This window comes from Thermosyntropha lipolytica DSM 11003 (assembly GCF_900129805.1).
In the GTDB taxonomy this organism is placed as follows: Bacteria; Bacillota; Syntrophomonadia; order Syntrophomonadales; family Syntrophomonadaceae; genus Thermosyntropha; species Thermosyntropha lipolytica.
Genome location: NZ_FQWY01000026.1, coordinates 15222 through 31440 on the forward strand (window position 1 = coordinate 15222; position 16219 = coordinate 31440).

At 41.8% G+C, this 16219-nt stretch carries 15 protein-coding genes; 9 read left to right on the forward strand and 6 right to left on the reverse strand.

The genetic code is table 11. The annotated features are described in order from the left end of the window. Positions 1 to 32: 32 nt before the first annotated feature. Together hflX and BUB92_RS11375 are read right to left on the reverse strand one after the other, a co-directional pair. Positions 33 to 1124, reverse strand: coding sequence for a GTPase HflX (gene hflX, locus BUB92_RS07750; protein ID WP_073092448.1), 1092 nt, complete (start codon positions 1122 to 1124; stop codon positions 33 to 35). A gap of 31 nt (positions 1125 to 1155) precedes the next feature. Next, positions 1156 to 1419, reverse strand: a complete 264-nt coding sequence (locus tag BUB92_RS11375; RefSeq protein WP_143156899.1) for an SdpI family protein — start codon at positions 1417 to 1419, stop codon at positions 1156 to 1158. A 228-nt stretch (positions 1420 to 1647) separates the two neighbouring features. Here BUB92_RS11375 and pflB point away from each other — a divergent pair, with 228 nt between their 5' ends. The 3 genes from pflB to BUB92_RS07770 all read left to right on the forward strand — a co-directional run bounded on the left by pflB (position 1648) and on the right by BUB92_RS07770 (position 5094). Beyond that, the gene (pflB, locus tag BUB92_RS07760) at positions 1648 to 3873 is read left to right on the forward strand and encodes a formate C-acetyltransferase (RefSeq protein ID WP_073092454.1); all 2226 of its coding nucleotides are present in this window, start codon (positions 1648 to 1650) and stop codon (positions 3871 to 3873) included. A 19-nt stretch (positions 3874 to 3892) separates the two neighbouring features. Next, positions 3893 to 4630, forward strand: a complete 738-nt coding sequence (gene pflA / locus BUB92_RS07765) for a pyruvate formate-lyase-activating protein (RefSeq protein ID WP_073092457.1) — start codon at positions 3893 to 3895, stop codon at positions 4628 to 4630. Positions 4631 to 4695: 65 nt separating this feature from the next. Further along, on the forward strand, positions 4696 to 5094 hold the full coding sequence (locus tag BUB92_RS07770; protein WP_073092460.1) for a hotdog fold thioesterase: 399 nt from the start codon (positions 4696 to 4698) through the stop codon (positions 5092 to 5094). Between the two features lie 164 nt (positions 5095 to 5258). Here BUB92_RS07770 and BUB92_RS07775 read toward each other — a convergent pair whose 3' ends face one another. Then, the gene (locus BUB92_RS07775; RefSeq protein WP_073092463.1) at positions 5259 to 6983 is read right to left on the reverse strand and encodes a methyl-accepting chemotaxis protein; all 1725 of its coding nucleotides are present in this window, start codon (positions 6981 to 6983) and stop codon (positions 5259 to 5261) included. A 947-nt stretch (positions 6984 to 7930) separates the two neighbouring features. Between BUB92_RS07775 and BUB92_RS07780 the strand changes: the two genes are divergently transcribed. The 3 genes from BUB92_RS07780 to BUB92_RS07790 are packed head-to-tail and all read left to right on the forward strand — an operon-like array spanning position 7931 to position 10161. After that, positions 7931 to 9100, forward strand: a complete 1170-nt coding sequence (locus BUB92_RS07780) for a [FeFe] hydrogenase, group A (protein ID WP_073092466.1) — start codon at positions 7931 to 7933, stop codon at positions 9098 to 9100. Positions 9101 to 9116: 16 nt separating this feature from the next. Then, entirely contained in the window at positions 9117 to 9479 is a 363-nt protein-coding gene (locus BUB92_RS11975) for an iron hydrogenase small subunit (RefSeq protein WP_073092469.1), read from the forward strand. A gap of 22 nt (positions 9480 to 9501) precedes the next feature. After that, entirely contained in the window at positions 9502 to 10161 is a 660-nt protein-coding gene (locus tag BUB92_RS07790; protein ID WP_073092472.1) for a formate dehydrogenase subunit gamma, read from the forward strand. Positions 10162 to 10198: 37 nt separating this feature from the next. On the opposite strand, the gene BUB92_RS07795 is transcribed toward BUB92_RS07790, so the two are convergent. Next, a complete protein-coding gene (locus BUB92_RS07795; RefSeq protein ID WP_159432321.1) occupies positions 10199 to 11842 on the reverse strand; it encodes a methyl-accepting chemotaxis protein in 1644 nt (547 codons plus the stop codon). Positions 11843 to 12041: 199 nt separating this feature from the next. Between BUB92_RS07795 and BUB92_RS07800 the strand changes: the two genes are divergently transcribed. Beyond that, the gene (locus BUB92_RS07800; RefSeq protein WP_073092478.1) at positions 12042 to 13064 is read left to right on the forward strand and encodes an S-layer homology domain-containing protein; all 1023 of its coding nucleotides are present in this window, start codon (positions 12042 to 12044) and stop codon (positions 13062 to 13064) included. Positions 13065 to 13430: 366 nt separating this feature from the next. Here BUB92_RS07800 and BUB92_RS07805 read toward each other — a convergent pair whose 3' ends face one another. Beyond that, positions 13431 to 14609, reverse strand: a complete 1179-nt coding sequence (locus BUB92_RS07805; protein WP_073092481.1) for a methyl-accepting chemotaxis protein — start codon at positions 14607 to 14609, stop codon at positions 13431 to 13433. Between the two features lie 181 nt (positions 14610 to 14790). Here BUB92_RS07805 and BUB92_RS07810 point away from each other — a divergent pair, with 181 nt between their 5' ends. Both BUB92_RS07810 and BUB92_RS07815 read left to right on the forward strand, forming a co-directional pair. Beyond that, positions 14791 to 15210 carry a Fur family transcriptional regulator gene (locus tag BUB92_RS07810; RefSeq protein WP_084728409.1) on the forward strand — a complete coding sequence of 140 codons (420 nt, stop codon included), beginning with the start codon at positions 14791 to 14793 and terminating at the stop codon, positions 15208 to 15210. Positions 15211 to 15235: 25 nt separating this feature from the next. Next, the gene (locus tag BUB92_RS07815) at positions 15236 to 15784 is read left to right on the forward strand and encodes an NADH peroxidase (RefSeq protein ID WP_073092487.1); all 549 of its coding nucleotides are present in this window, start codon (positions 15236 to 15238) and stop codon (positions 15782 to 15784) included. A 139-nt stretch (positions 15785 to 15923) separates the two neighbouring features. Here BUB92_RS07815 and BUB92_RS07820 read toward each other — a convergent pair. After that, the coding region (locus BUB92_RS07820) for an RNA-guided endonuclease TnpB family protein (RefSeq protein WP_143156900.1) at positions 15924 to 16219 on the reverse strand (296 nt) is incomplete at its 5' end.

Below are 16219 nucleotides of genomic sequence, written 5' to 3' on the forward strand. Positions count from 1 at the left end.
ACTGTCCATAAAAAAAATAAGGGATTATCCCCTTAATCCAACATACCTGCAATCTTTTCCAGCAAAACCTCCAATCCTTTTCCGGTGCGGGCAGAAATATAAATCCCATTTGGATTCTCATGCGGTATCCCCTCTAGCAAATCAACCTTATTATATACAGTTAATATCTCCTGGTTATCTGCTCCTAAATCTTTAAGTACCTTTTCTACCGTCTCTATTTTACTCAAATATTCAGGATCAGAAATATCTACCACATGCAAAAGTATATCGGCATAAACAGTTTCTTCCAGAGTGGAGCGGAAAGCAGCTACCAGATGGTGAGGCAAATCCTGAATAAATCCTACCGTATCCGTTATTAAAACTTCCCGCCCTCCTTTAAGCTTTATCCGCCGGGTAGTAGTATCTAAAGTCTGGAAAAGGCGGTCATCAGCCTCGACTTCTTCGCTTTTCCTTTCATGCAGAACCCGGCAGAGCAGGTTGAACAAGGTAGATTTTCCCGCATTAGTATAACCCACCAGGGCAATTTCTTTGAGGCCTGAACGCTGTCTTTTCTTACGGTGTAATTCCCGGGTTTTCCTTACTTTTTCCAGCTGTCTTTCTATCTCGCCTATCCTTCTTCTTATATGTCTTTTATCCAGTTCCAGCTTCTGTTCCCCTGCTCCTCTGGTACCAATCCCTCCGCCCAAACGGCTCATTTCCTTTCCCTTACCGGTTAAGCGCGGCAGCTTATAATTAAGCCGGGCCAGTTCTACCTGCAGTATCCCTTCCCGGGAGCGGGCCCGCTGGCTGAAAATATCCAGGATAAGAAGAGTCCTGTCTACAATCTTTATCCCTTCCAGAGCCTCTTTAAGGTTTCTAATCTGTACCGGCGAAAGCTCCTGATCAAATATTACCAGGTCAGCTTCCTTTTCCGCCGTCAGATGTTTTAATTCTTCAAGTTTGCCTTTTCCTATATATATAGAAGGGCTTGGTTTTTCTCGGGCTTGAGTTAAAACCCCAACTACTTCCCCTCCTGCCGCCTCGGTCAGCCCCTTTAATTCCTCCAACCGGTAAGCAAAGGTTTTGTCATCTTCTCCTCGCTTTCTTATCCCTACCAGCACAGCTTTTTCTTTTACTGCTTCCATCCCAGACCAAAATTCATCTCCTTCTTAATTTTTACTTTGCCGGAAAAAAACATAGGAATAAATAACCGGCATCAAAACCATAGCTATAACTGCAGCTAAAAATAATGCTGCTCCCCCAGATGCTGTTTATAAATGAGGCTATAAAACAGACTATTCCCCCTATTACCCACACCCTGGCCCCCAGGCGGTGAGTCTTCTGCCATACATCTTCATCTGCCAGAGTCCAGGGAGTTTTAATCCCTACAAAATAATTATGTCTGAACTGGCCCATAAAGTTGCCGATTAATATAAACAAAACCGCAACCCCCAGCTTTACCACCAAACTCACATCAAAATTATAACCTAAAGCTGCTAAAATACTTATAACATATCTTTTCCCGTACACGGATAATAAAGATGAAAAAGGAAATGCTAAAAAAGAGATAAAAATAAACCATCCCCCTATAAAAAGGATAAATGACCAACAATTTTTCGCATGTTTTATAATTATAAATAATATATTTAATAAAATGGAGGAATAAATATGCAGGAATGGCGCAGCTTTAGACCTGGAAAATGGATGGAAGAAATCGATGTGCGCGACTTTATACAAAAAAATTACACCCCCTATGATGGGGATAGTTCTTTCTTACAAGGCAAAACGGAAAGAACGGCCAGGCTTTGGAATAAATGCCAGGAACTTTTAAAAGCTGAGTTTAAAAAGGGAGGCGTCCTCAAAGTAGACCCTGAAACACCTATTACTATTACCAGCCATGCTCCCGGCTATATTGATAAAGATTTAGAAATAATAGTCGGACTCCAGACTGATGAACCCCTGAAAAGAGCCATGAACCTTTACGGGGGGCTACGCATGGCAGTTAAAGCCTGCCGGGCATACGGCTATGAGCCCGCTCCAGATATAATAGACTTTTTTGCCCAGCACCGCACCACTCACAATGACGGAGTATTTTCCGTATATACGCCCGCCATGCGCTTAGCCCGCCGGGTCGGCATCATCACCGGGCTTCCTGACTCATACGGCCGCGGCCGCATAATCGGAGATTACCGCCGGGTTCCCCTTTATGGGGTGGACTGGCTGATTGAACATAAGAAAAAAGATCTTACATCCCTTAATCCCCTTATGTCTCCGGAAATGATACAGCTCAGGGAAGAAATAGCCAGACAGATAAAAGCCCTGGAAGACCTCAAAAAAATGGCCCTAAGCTATGGTTTTGACATAGGGAAGCCGGCTGCCAATGCCCGGGAAGCGGTGCAGTGGCTTTATTTTGCCTATCTGGCTGCCATCAAAGAACAAAATGGGGCTGCCATGAGTCTGGGCCGAAACACTACCTTTCTGGACATCTATATTGAACGTGATTTAAAAGAAGGCACCTTAAGCGAAGAAGAAGCGCAAGAACTTATTGACCAGTTTGTAATAAAACTTCGTCTAGTAAGGCATCTGCGCACTCCAGAATACAACGAACTTTTTGCCGGAGATCCCAACTGGGTTACGGAAGCCATCGGAGGAGCCGGGATAGATGGCAGGCACATGGTCACCAAAACCAGCTACCGTTTTCTGCAAACCCTGCGCAACCTGGGACCGGCGCCAGAACCTAATATGACCATATTATGGTCGCAAAACTTGCCCGTTAACTTCATCCGTTTTTGCTGTGAACTCTCTATCTTAACCAGTGCCCTGCAATATGAAAATGATGATGTAATGAGGGAATTTTACGGAGATGATTATGCTATCGCCTGCTGCGTATCCGGCATGAGAATTGGCAAAGAAATGCAGTTTTTCGGGGCCCGCTGCAATTTAGCCAAGCTTCTGCTCTATGCTATAAACGGCGGACGGGACGAAATAACCGGTGAACAGGTAGGTCCCCCTCTTCCTCCATGTACGGGAGAATACCTCGACTATGAAGATATAATGGAAAGGCTTTCCCGGCAAATGGACTGGCTGGCCGAACTTTATGTCAATACCATGAATGTCATCCACTACATGCATGATAAATATGCCTATGAAAGCCTGCAGATGGCCCTGCACGACTCATCGGTCCACCGCTACATGGCTTTCGGCATAGCCGGCCTTTCCGTAGCCGCCGATTCTTTAAGTGCCATAAAATATGCCCGGGTAAAACCAGTATATGATGAAAGAAAAATAGCCATAGACTTTATAACCGAAGGCGATTTCCCTAAATACGGGAATGACGATGATAAAGTCGACAAAATAGCGGTAGAGCTGGTGAAGATGTTTATAAGCAAACTGAAAAAACATCAGACTTACCGGCAGTCTGAACCTACCCTTTCCATACTTACTATCACATCCAATGTGATGTATGGAAAACATACCGGAACCACCCCAGATGGAAGAAAAAAGGGAGAGCCTCTGGCTCCTGGTGCCAACCCGCTGCACGGAAGAGAAGAAAAAGGTGCCCTGGCCGCTTTAAATTCGGTAGCCAAAATCCCTTATAAATACGCCAAGGACGGCATCTCCTTTACCTTCTCCGTTGTTCCTTCGGCTCTAGGCAAAAACAGTGAAGAAAGGATAAACAACCTTAAAGCACTGCTGCATGGTTATTTTATACAAGAAGCCCACCATATCAATGTAAATGTTCTTAGTATCGAAACTTTAAAAGAAGCCATGGAACATCCGGAAAAATATCCGTACCTCACCATCCGGGTTTCCGGCTATGCCGTCCATTTTGTAAAACTCAGCCGGGAACAGCAGGAAGAAATTATAATGCGCACTTTCTACAAAACCATGTAATTTGAGAGGAGAAAAGGTTATGTACGGAATTATCCACTCTATAGATTCCTTCAGCACCGTAGACGGTCCGGGAATAAGAACCGTAGTCTTCATGCAGGGCTGCCACTTGCGCTGCAAATACTGCCAGAACCCGGATGCCTGGAAGTTAGGCTCTCCTTCTGCCCGTAAATATGAAGCAGAAGAGCTTATAGAAATAATAAAGCGGGGAAAGCCTTATTTTGATGCTTCCCGTGGAGGGGTGACCTTCTCTGGAGGCGAGCCTCTCCTGCAGGCCGAATTTCTTAAACAAATATTATCTTTTTGCCAGGAGGAAAAAATCCATACTGCTATCGATACTTCACTTTATGTAAAATCAGATACTGTACTTAAAATAATTCCTTATACTGATCTATTCCTAGCCGACATCAAACACATGCATCCGGAAAAAAGCCGCCTTTTAACCGGTTTTTATAATCTTCTAAACCTGGAAAATCTAAAAATAATAAGCGCACATGGTGTACCTCTCTGGATAAGATATGTAGTCCTGCCCGGCTATACTGATGACCCGAGAGATATAGAAAATATGGCTTATTTTATAAAAAACCTGGCTACCGTAGAAAGAATTGATCTTTTGCCCTATCATACCCTGGGCCGACATAAATGGTCTATGCTGGGAATCGATTATGAACTGGAAGAAATATCTCCTCCTTCCTCCCAGCTTCTGCAAAAAATTAAAGAAATAATAATTTCCATATGTGAAAAACCAGTTTATATATAAAACCCTTTAAATTGGCGGGAAAATTCTGTAAAATAATATAAACGGGTGGGGAAGGAGGAGAAAGCGTGGAAGATAAAACCCCTTTTGAGGTCCGAGGCACCGTTTTGGAGACCCTGGATATAAGGATAACGGAATTTACCCCGGAGCGGGTAGTTGCTGTTATGCCAGTAGGCCCCAAAGTATACCAGCCTTTTGGCATAATGCACGGCGGAGTATCCCTGGTACTTGCAGAAACCGTAGCTTCTGCCGGCAGTTATCAGTTTATCGATGCTAAAACACAACGAGCTGTAGGCCTGGAGATAAATGCCAATCACGTCCGCAGCGTAAGCCACGGCCTGGTAAAAGCAATAGGGAAACCCCTGCACATAGGAAAACGCACTATAATATGGGATATAAAGATATATGATGAAAGCGAAAACCTGATCTGCGTCTCCCGTTGCACGATGGCCGTAATTGAAGCCTGAATCATACCAGGATAACCTGATAAGCTCCCGTTGGTAATAACCAAGGTAGCAGGTACTGATTAAATACCTGCTACCTTTTTTAGTACTAAGCCAGACAAATAGCATCTAAAATATAGAAAATATTAAAATAAAATCCAGGAATGCAAAAGAAGCGTTTCCTGGGGCTAAACCTTGAATTTTGCCATAACCAAACCTAATTTTTTGGCTCTTTCCGCCTGGTCTTGGGCAGCCTTAGCCACATCGTTTAACGATTTAGCTGTGTCTGCAGTATTGCTGCTTATTTCCTGTGAAGAAGCAGTAGCTTCTTCAATAGCTGCTGCCACACCTTCAATCGCCTTATTAACCTCAGCAATAGAATCCGCAATTTTTGAAGCAGCCAAGGTAAAATCCGCCGTCAAATTTTTTACAAATCTAGCATCCTGAGCATATATTTCACCTGTCTTTTCTAAAACATCATAATCCGGAGTAACTTTATCATCGATAAACTTGAGTATCTCTTCAGCATTAACTGTTAACCTGTCTACCGCCGTCTGTACACGCTGCACAACCTGTTGAATATTTACCGCCGTCTGGGCTGAATGTTCAGCCAGTTTCCTGACTTCCTCAGCCACTACCGCAAAACCTCTTCCCTGATCTCCAGCCCGGGCAGCCTCAATAGCCGCATTCAGAGCCAGTAAATTAGTCTGTCCTGCAATTTCACCGATAACCTCGGTCATCTTGGCAATTTCCGCCACAATTTTAGCCTCGGTAATAGCCTCTTTGATTTCATGCTGTTTAGTATTATATATGTTCTGAGCCGTCTGTCTGGATATTTTTGCTGCTTCTCTCATTTTTTCTGCTCTTTCTTCAATCTCTTCCACTTTTTGCTGTCCTTCCCTGGCTTTAAGTTCCAGCTGTTTAGCTCCTTCTCCTATTTCACTGCTGGAAGAAGCAATCTCTTCTACCGCCGCACTTGTCTCCTCCATGCCAGCCGCGATCTGTTCTACTGCTGCATTGATATTCTCTCCCTTGACCCCAACTTCTTCCACAACCCCCGCTAATTTAGAACAAGCTTTTTCCGTTTCAGTTACTGTAACCATAATTTCTTCCAAAAGGGTTCCTATTTTATTTTTCATTTCCACAAAAGCTTGCAATAGTTCGCCAATTTCGTCACGCCGCCTTAATAGAAATTCCGGTATTTCTCCCGTCAGGTCCCCCTCGGCTATATCCCCTGCCTGTTTTACTACTAACATCAATGGTTTAGTAATCGAATTGGCAATCAAAATTCCTAATGCTATGGCCAGTATAAAAGCAAATAAAGTAAATAACACAGCAGCTCTAGTAGCTTTCTGCGCTGTCTTTGTATTTTCCAGTGCTGTTTTTTCTGCATTTTCAATTTTTATTTCCATAAGCCTATGATAATTTCCTTCCATTTCTTTGCGCAATTTTTCTGCTTCTCCGTAGAGGAGTTCCCTAGCTTCTTCTTTTTTGCCTGCTTTAGATAAACTTACAACTTCTGCCATCATTTGATCATACCTTTTCTTCTGTTCAAAAAGTTCCTCCGTCCTTCTTTTCCCTTCCTCTGTGATAAGAGTCTTGCTAAAACTTTCTAGATTGCTGGCAAATTCCTCATTTCTTTTTTGGATACGGTTTTCGTAATCTCTTATTTTTTCGGGATCATCTGATAAAATAATATCTTTTACATTGTTGCGCATCCTTTGATAAGAGTCAGCAATTTTTACCATTTCCCCCAGCGGAACTGTCATCTTTTGATATAAATTGGCATCCATTTGATCGATCTTGCGAATATTAATAATTCCATATATTCCTATAATCAAGGCTAAAAAAGCTATAATCATAAATCCTATTATCATCTTCGTTTTCATTCCTGTATTTTGATACCAGTTCATAAAAACTCCTCCTTATTATTCATAACCATCTCATCTAAAACTCCTTCCAACTTCCCATCTTTTTTATCTCTCGGTTTTTAAACAAAACATCTATAAAATTTAACCCCTTAATAATAATTCAGAGAAACCATAAGGCATCCCCCCTTACAACAACTTCCTGCTGCCATCAAAATTACCTTCCCGGGAATTTTTGAGGTTTATAGCTCAAAAACATATGCGTCTTCAAAAAAGAAAAAATTTTATAAAATTTATTTATTTTAAAAATTTATTTATTTTATTTTAACAATTTATGTATAATTTTTCTATATTTTTGCAAATTATTCAAAAACAAAATATTATTGCAAAATATGTTCTCCCTTATCTGAAAATGCCGCAAACATTGCATGCACTGTACTTTTTTCTTCCTCAACAGCACAAAAATATGTCTGTTATAATCTTTCCTATTTACACTTATCTTTGTACTTCCCAATCTATCCTTCATCTTTTGAATTCTGCATACAATAAATAATAAGTTAAAAAATGCTGATAAACGCACTTTTTCTTTTCCTAGTCAGTTTAAAGATAAGCTTGTTCTGTATTTATTTCTCTGCAAAATTTATTATTATATATTTAAGTATGTATTATTTTTCACATTTATATTTCCCATAAGTACTAAATAATAAGGTTTTCGTTTAATCCTATACATTGTTTTTGGTTATACTATTAATTGTTTTTATTAATAATAAGGTAATAATTTTTAAATTTCCAATCCCATTCTTTTTCTTCCCGCTTTTCCAAGCGGGTTTCTTTTCATAGAACAGTTTGTTAAAAAAGTCACATATATTTTACTTAATATGATAAAGTTTCGGATTCCCAGTCAGGGATAGCTTATAAAAACACAAGTTAAAGAGGGGGGAAATTTATTTCAACTAAAACTTTAAAAGCAAAAATCAGGGGAGGGAAGGTTTGTGAATACTGTCGCCACTAAAGAAATCATTAATATCGATGAAAAAAAATGTAAATCATGTGACCACTGCACATCAGTCTGTCCTACAGGTGCTATCCAGGGCCGCATCGGAGTCAAACACTATATTGATCACAAAAAATGTGTTAACTGCGGCCAGTGTCTTATTAACTGTCCCTTCGGAGCCATAACTGATATCAGCATGGTGGAAAAGGTAAAAAAAGCTCTAGCCGATCCCCAAAAATTTGTGGTTGTACAAACAGCACCTGCGGTGAGGGTGGCTCTAGGAGAAGAATTTGGACTGGAACCTGGAACCAATGTCAAAGGGAAGATGTTTGCATCACTTAGAAAGTTAGGATTTGACAAGGTATATGATACGGAATTTACGGCTGACCTTACCATCATGGAAGAAGGCACCGAACTTATTCACCGTATCTTTGCCCATGCAGGAGTGCCCGGATATGAGAAGGAAGGGCCTCTGCCCCAGTTTACTTCCTGCTGTCCGGCCTGGATAAAATATGCCGAAGATAAATATCCTAAAATATTGCCTCATCTTTCCTCAGCCAAATCTCCCCAGCAGATGTTCGGAGCAGTAGCCAAAACCTATGCCGCAGAAAAACTAGGTATAAACCCGGCTGACATGTTTGTAGTTTCTGTAATGCCCTGTACGGCTAAAAAGTTTGAATGTCAGCGGGAAGAGATGATTGCCAGCGGTTTTCAGGATGTTGATGCAGTAATAACTACCCGTGAACTGGCTCAGATGATCAAAGAAGCCGGTATAGATTTTAGAAGCCTTTCCAATGAAGAACAAGCCGACCGGCTTATAGGTACATCTACTGGTGCTGCTACCATATTCGGAGTTACCGGCGGGGTTATGGAAGCTGCCCTGCGCACAGCCTATGAAATCTTAAGCGGACAGTCCCTGGGAGTAGTTGAATTTAAAGCCGTAAGAGGCAGAAAGCCTGTACGCGAGGCTACAGTAAATATACCAGTAAAAGAACTGGGTAAGACAGTTCCTTTAAATGTATGTATAGTAACCGGCCTTAGCCATGTCGATGGCGTAGTTGAAGATGTACTAGCCGGTCGCAGCAAGTATCACTTTATAGAAGTAATGAACTGCCCGGGCGGATGTATAAACGGCGGCGGGCAGCCGATAAGAAGAGACACTTACTAAAAGCGAGGTGGGATAAATGAACATTTTTGTTGAAAAAAGCGGCATAACCAGGCGTCAGTTTTTCAAAGGTGCAGGTATTCTGGCAGCTACAGCTGTTTTTGCCGGGGTACTGGCTAAAATAGGAATAGATATTTACAAAGCCAGTGATAAATATATTGAAAAGCGCATAGCCGGCCTTTATACCCTGGATGAAAAAATGACCATCAGAAAATCTCATGAAAACCCAGAAATAATCCAGATATACAAAGAATTTCTCTCTCCCGGGGAAGTTAGACCTTTAAGCGAAAAGGCTCATCATCTCCTGCACACTAAATACGGCAACGACATCCCCAAACTCATAACCGAGCTGACTGCTCACGGCGGGCATCATGCCGCCTAAAATTTAAACAGGAGGGATTGTGATGAGTGAAATCAAAGGCAAAGTCTTAAAACACAGTGAACAAACCCGAACCATGCACTGGGTTCACCTCATATGCTTTATAATTCTCGGCCTTACCGGCATAGCCTTTTATTTCGATATAGCCGGCATTGTTAACCTTTTCGGCGGAGAAGCAGCAGCCTCTGATGTTCACCATTGGACAGGAGTAATCTTTACTCTGGCTCCTCTGGTTTATGTCCTGTTTAACTTTGAACGTTTTGCTAAATTCATCGATACTATAACTACCTTTACTAAAGATGACCTGGGCTGGCTCAAAACGATGGGAGGCTATATTCCTTTTATCAAAGCCGAACATATTCCTCCTCAGGACAAATATAATGCAGGTCAGAAAATGCTGGGGCTTTTAGTAATTGCCGGCTGCATCCTTATGATTGTAACCGGTTTTCCCATGTGGCTTTTAAAACACTCCATGCCACCTGTATTAGTCTGGCTTACCTGGAAAATCCATTTCTGGACAGCTGTTATCCTGATACTAGCTGTTTTAGGACATTTCTTCCTAGCGGCCATCCATCCTAAATCAAGGGTGGAATTCGCATCCATGATGATCGACGGCTATGTAGATGCCGAATACACTTCCCACCATAATGCCAAGTGGTTTGCCGAACTCAAAAAAGCCGAATAAAAACCGGGGGTAGAAGCTATTTCTACCCCCTCACGCTTTATTTTAACTTAAACCGGTTAACCGAAAGATTCATCTCTTCTGCTATACCAGCCAGGGTTTGAGCGGAAGCATTTATTTCCTCCATCAGAGCACTTTCTTCTTCAAAAACAGCGGCAATACTTCCTGCCCCTTCATTCATCACACCGACTGCATCTTCAATCTCTTTAAAACTTCCGGCCAGAGCCAAAATTCTCTCGGCAATGTTTTTAAAACTTTCTTCATTATCTTTAGCCTTGTCAGCAAAAACCCCAAATGCTTTCAGCACTTCTTCCATAATATTTTCCACTTTTTGTGTATTATCATTATTTATATTTATAAGTTCAAATATATCCTTGGCCGCATTGGCTGCCTGTTCAGCTAACTTGCGCACTTCCTCGGCTACTACCGCAAAACCTTTGCCTGCCTCCCCGGCTCTTGCTGCCTCAATAGCGGCATTAAGAGCCAGCAGATTAGTCTGGTCGGCAATGCTATTGATAAGGTTTACAATCTTGCTTATTTCCCGGGAGTTTTGCATAAGATTATGCATTACATCCGGGATTTTTGATGAAAGTTCTAACCCAGCATGGATTTCGTCATTCAAAGCCTCAGTAAACTTCATTCCTTCGCGGGCTACATTTTCTGCTTCTTTAGCTTTTTTCCCTATACCTAAAATAATATCCCCTACTTCTTTTACCTTTACCGTTATGCTGTTTACATCGGCTGTTTTCTGTACTATTCCTTCACTAACCTGTTCGGAGCTGGCTCCCAGCTCTTCCGCGGAAGCGGCTACGGTTTCTGCCTTTTCCGCTATATCTTTTACCATCAGCCTGAACTGGCCTAACATATCCCCTGTGGCCCGGGCAAGCCTTCCTACCTCATCACTGCCTCCTGTAATTTCTACCGTCAGGTCTCCGGTTGCTGCCTTTTCCATTACCGAAGTCAAATCGTCTATTGGCTTAATAAGCCTTCGTTTAAGCATTCCATTTATATACATAATCAGCATACAGGCTAAAAATATATTAAAAACTATGAGGCCCACAACTATTTTTCCAGTCAGGCTGCTCCTTTGTAAAACCTTTTCCGTTTTATCACCTATCCAGGTTTTTTCATTATTAATCATATCTTTAAGCAGGTTCTGGGTATGCAAAAAACCTTCCCTGGCCTCCATAGAAGCAGCAAAAGTTTCTTCATCCAGAGCTGATACTGCCGGGTCATCAATTTTAAATCCTGAAGCTAAAAGTTCATCCTTTTTCCGTGCCAAACTTACGACTTTCCCATGTTTCTCCTGCCAGCTTTGCCATGCCCTTTTCAATTCCCCCCATCTCATCCGTTCTTCTTCCTCCATAGGCAGGGAAGAATAAGCTTGAAAAGCTTCATCAGCTTCTTTGAGAGCTTTTTCTATATAATCATACTGCGCCTTGCGTAAATCGCTCCTTAACATTTTGTTATTAAGCAAACCTCGTTCAGCCACCAAAACCTTATGGTGACTTTCGTTGATAATTAATAAATTTTCAATACGAGGAAGATAGTTATTATTAAAATCGCACAGATTGCGGGTTAAAGAAACCATCCCCCCTATGCACAATACACCCACCAGAACCGTCACCATCGCCATCAAGCCAAAAGTCAGTAAAATCTGAGTACTTATATTAAATCTCCGCAACAGATCCATCCCTCCTTTTACATTTTTTTCTTCTCTTGTATAATATTTTATCTAATCCTTTTATGTTCCAAGGTTGACGCAGTTCTGTTTTCTATTAACATAGGATTTAAAAACTATTTTTTTGATAAATTCAGTGGCTATATAGTTTTATATGCTATAATTAAATTATCTGAATATTAATAAAGAAAGGAGGATAGGTATGCAAAGAATAACCGCTTGTTTGCTGACTTTTTTAATGTTATTTTCCGTATGTACCGCTCCAGTTGCAGCCAAACCTGGCCGCAGCACAGCCTCACCTGCCATTGCTGCCGCTAAAAGCCCGGGCTCCAACCAGATGGCGCGGGAAAAAGTAACCGAAAAGCTGAATACCAGAACGGAACAGAAGAACCAGTGGGAACAAAAACTTTTAAAACCTGACTCCATAAAAACTGCCAAACAAAATCGGCTGCAGATAAAACAGGAAATAAGGGAAAAACTAGCTTTAAATAATCAAAATCAAGAAGCTGAGGGAGAAAAAATAAGCTTTTCTGACATCAACCAGCACTGGGGAGCCAAGTCGATTAAAAGGCTGGCAGCTCTGGGCCTTATAAGCGGTTATCCCGATGGTTCCTTTAAACCGGAGGGAAAAATAACCCAGGCTGAAGCTTTATCGATGATTATGCGGGTGGCTGATATAGATACCGAAGAAGAGGAAAATTATGGTGAGGAGAAAAATCTGCAAAATGTTCCCGACTGGGCTAAAAAAGCAGCCCGCATTGCCGCCCGACACCAAATAATAAATACCGCCCGTTTCCACTCCCATATTCAGGCTACCCGTTTGCAAACTGCCGTATGGCTGGCTAAAGCTTTGGGAATTGAACCGGCCGACACGAGCAACATTCCTTTTAAAGATGGCATCCTCATATCCAAAGAAGATTTAGGTTACATAATTGCTCTCTATAACATGGGAATTATAAAAGGCACTCCTGACGGCAGGTTTAATCCTAACAGCCATATAACCCGGGCAGAAATCGCCGCTATTATTGAGCGCATACTTCAGAAATCCGCTGATAACGAGGAGGAAACCGCAAGTACCGTCGAAGACAATAGTTATTACACCGAAACAGCCTCCGATGAAGATGAAGTAGCAAATGGGGAAAACAGCGAAACTCCCGGGGAAAGTGCGGAAAATAGCAGCGAGGATAATCCCAATACCCTTTCAGAAGAGCCTGTAGGTGAATAACAGCACAAAAGCCCGCTTATGCGGGCTTCTTTATGCTAATTCTTTATCAATCAGTTCTTTTAATATTTTTTTATCAATCCCCCCATCCATAACCAGCTTTTCCCCGATAAAAACCAGCGGAAAAGATTTGCCCTGCTCTTTAAGCCTGGCTATTTCCGAGTCAGGATCTAAAATAAAACGGGAAGTATCCTCAAAAATGAGGTTTACTTTTTCCCCATATTCCGCTTCCCATTCTTCTTTAAGCTTTTCATAAACTTTTTTGGTTGCCTCCGGACTCCAGCCCGGTTTGGCACATCAGCCAGAAGAATAATTAAAGCCGGCATATATTTTTACATTAACCACCATTTTGCCCCCTTTTAACCGTTTTTATAAGTTCTGCACCTCTTTAGCCAGAACTTCCGCCAGAGCATTAATCTCCTCTATGCTCGCATTTATTTCTTCAATAGCAGCAGCCTGATTTTCCGCTGTGCTCAAGGTATAATCAGCGGCTGATGCTGCTTCTTTTATCTGGTTATTTATATGACTGATAAAACCTTTTATCCTATTTACCGTTTCTTTGGACTGCTCGGAAAGCTTGCGTATTTCATTGGCTACTACACTAAAACCTTTGCCTACTTCACCCGCCCGGGCTGCTTCAATAGCTGCATTTAAACCCAGCATTTTAGTCTCTTCCGCTACTTCTTTTATAAATTTTAATATTCCCTCAATCTTGTCTGATGCTTCACCAATTTCCTGTACCTTTTCATTAAGATGGTTCTGCTGCTCCACCACTTCGCTTATAGCCTTAACTACACTTTCAATAGCTATGGTAATCTGGTTTATCGACTCTTCCAAAGATTTCACATGGCCTTTAACATCTTCATTTATAGTACGGTCGATAACACTGCAAAAAGCCCCTACTACCTCCCCTTTTTCCGAACGCAGGGGAAAAGAGGTGAATTCAAAAGCTACTCCCAGCATATCCCGGGTATAGCTTGCTTCTTCTCTTACCATACGGTTTTGCAGTATAGATTGCTTTATAGAGCCATCAGGAAAAAGTTTGGTTCCAGGCCGCAATCCGGAAACATGGGAGTAGACAGTAGACAGGGCCTTAGTCGTAGCCACTATTTCTTCCGTATCGGCCAGGACAAAATTTATCCTTTTATCCAGAGCCTGATCAATTACCTCTGACAAAACAGCAAAAGATTTATATACAGGATGGGGATTAGCGGCAAAAACCACAAAAGCGCCGGCTATCTCCCCTTTCTCATCTACAATAGGAGTTCCTGTAATATTGATGTTCATACCTGCCTCGCGCAGGCCATACTGTTTGCCCCCCACAGAAAACTTTACTATGCCTTTTCCCTTCATTATCCGGCTGAAAACTTCTTCTCCTCTTATATAGTCTCCCTCTTTAAAAACAGAAATATCAAAACCAGATGAAGCACATTTATAAACTATTTTTTCCCTGTCGGTTATGACCAGGCAAGCCCCTTCCTCCTGAGTCTCTACGATAAAAGGTGCCACCATCTTGAGATAAGGTATAGCATCCGCTTTTAAAAACATCTAAATCTCCTCCTCCGCAAAGATATTCTTAATCCCCAGCTATACCTTCTCTCCCCAAGTATTTTTCAAACTTTATAAGCCAAAACTATTGACAAAGAACAGAATTTTAATCATAATCAAATTTTAATGATTACAAATTTAAATCTAATTTAAATTTGTTTAGTTTAAAGGAGTAATTACTATGCAGCAGAAAAAGGTTGAACAACTTTTAAAGCAGCATGATATAAAACCTTCTTACCATCGCATAAAAATACTCTCTTATCTGCTGGAAAAGAAAAACCACCCGACAGCAGATATGATTTATCAGGAGCTGGTAAAAGAAATACCTACCCTTTCCAAGACTACGGTTTACAACACCTTAAACTTATTTGTCGAAAAAAATGTAGCTATTATTATAACCATCGATGAAAATGAGACCCGCTATGATGCGGATATTTCCCTGCACGGACATTTTAAGTGCAGCAGCTGCGGAAAGATTTATGACATACGACTTAATACAGCCGGAATAATCCCGGACGAGCTGGAAAAATTCCAGATAGATGAAAGCCACATCTATTTTAAAGGCACCTGCCCTTTATGCCTTAAAAAGGCTTTATCATAAAAAATCATAAGAGGAGGAATTATCTATGAAAAAATTTGTCTGCGGTATATGTGGTTATGTGCATGAAGGAGAAAATCCCCCTGCAAACTGTCCTCAATGCAGTGCCCCGGCAGAAAAATTCAGCCTTATGCAGGAAAGCGAAAACCTGGTATGGGCAGATGAACACCGTATAGGCATTGCTCAGGGGCTTGATCCCCAGGTAGTTGAAGGATTAAAAGCCAACTTCATCGGCGAATGCACTGAAGTCGGCATGTATCTGGCTATGAGCAGGCAGGCTGACCGCGAAGGCTATCCGGAAATCGCTGAAGCCTACCGCCGCATAGCTTTTGAAGAAGCTGAACATGCTGCCAGGTTTGCCGAACTCTTAGGCGAAGTAGTAACCTCTGACACCAAAACCAACCTCAAGATGCGGGTAGAGGCTGAACACGGCGCCTGTAAAGGCAAAAAAGACCTGGCCACCAGAGCCAAGGAACTCGGCTATGATGCCATCCACGATACAGTCCATGAAATGGCTAAAGACGAAGCCAGACACGGAGCAGCTTTTAAAGGCCTTCTGGAAAGATATTTCAAATAAGCCGTTCCACCTTTCATAGAAAAATATCTACTCCAGGCTTCCTGTTTCATAGACTGGGTGCTCGTAGACCGGTTTCCCGTTCCGCCGCAGAGCCAATCTCCACAGGCGTTAATTCCCGCAGAACTTGCGGTACTGATGTTTATGCAATACTGGCATACTGCATAAGGTTTATAGCTGCATTAATGTCTCTATCATGTTTCGCTCCGCATTCCGGACATTCCCACTGTCTGGTTGAGAGTTTTAATTCGGGGAGAATATAACCACAACTGCTGCACTTTTTGCTCGATGGATAAAACCTAGGAGCAATTATCAGTTTTGAGCCGTACCATTGTGTCTTGTATTCCAGCATCCGTTGAAATTCTCCCCATCCTGCATCTGCAATATGACGGGCAAGGTGTCTGTTTTTTATCATTTTCTTCACTGCCAGGTCTTCAA

Coding starts and splice junctions, on each gene's coding strand:
- hflX (WP_073092448.1), bottom strand. CDS start 1,124: ATGGAAGCAGTAAAAGAAAAAGCTGTGCTGGTAGGGATAAGAAAGCGA.
- pflB (WP_073092454.1), top strand. CDS start 1,648: ATGCAGGAATGGCGCAGCTTTAGACCTGGAAAATGGATGGAAGAAATC.
- pflA (WP_073092457.1), top strand. CDS start 3,893: ATGTACGGAATTATCCACTCTATAGATTCCTTCAGCACCGTAGACGGT.
- BUB92_RS07775 (WP_073092463.1), bottom strand. CDS start 6,983: ATGAACTGGTATCAAAATACAGGAATGAAAACGAAGATGATAATAGGA.
- BUB92_RS11975 (WP_073092469.1), top strand. CDS start 9,117: ATGAACATTTTTGTTGAAAAAAGCGGCATAACCAGGCGTCAGTTTTTC.
- BUB92_RS07790 (WP_073092472.1), top strand. CDS start 9,502: ATGAGTGAAATCAAAGGCAAAGTCTTAAAACACAGTGAACAAACCCGA.
- BUB92_RS07800 (WP_073092478.1), top strand. CDS start 12,042: ATGCAAAGAATAACCGCTTGTTTGCTGACTTTTTTAATGTTATTTTCC.
- BUB92_RS07805 (WP_073092481.1), bottom strand. CDS start 14,609: ATGTTTTTAAAAGCGGATGCTATACCTTATCTCAAGATGGTGGCACCT.
- BUB92_RS07810 (WP_084728409.1), top strand. CDS start 14,791: ATGCAGCAGAAAAAGGTTGAACAACTTTTAAAGCAGCATGATATAAAA.
- BUB92_RS07815 (WP_073092487.1), top strand. CDS start 15,236: ATGAAAAAATTTGTCTGCGGTATATGTGGTTATGTGCATGAAGGAGAA.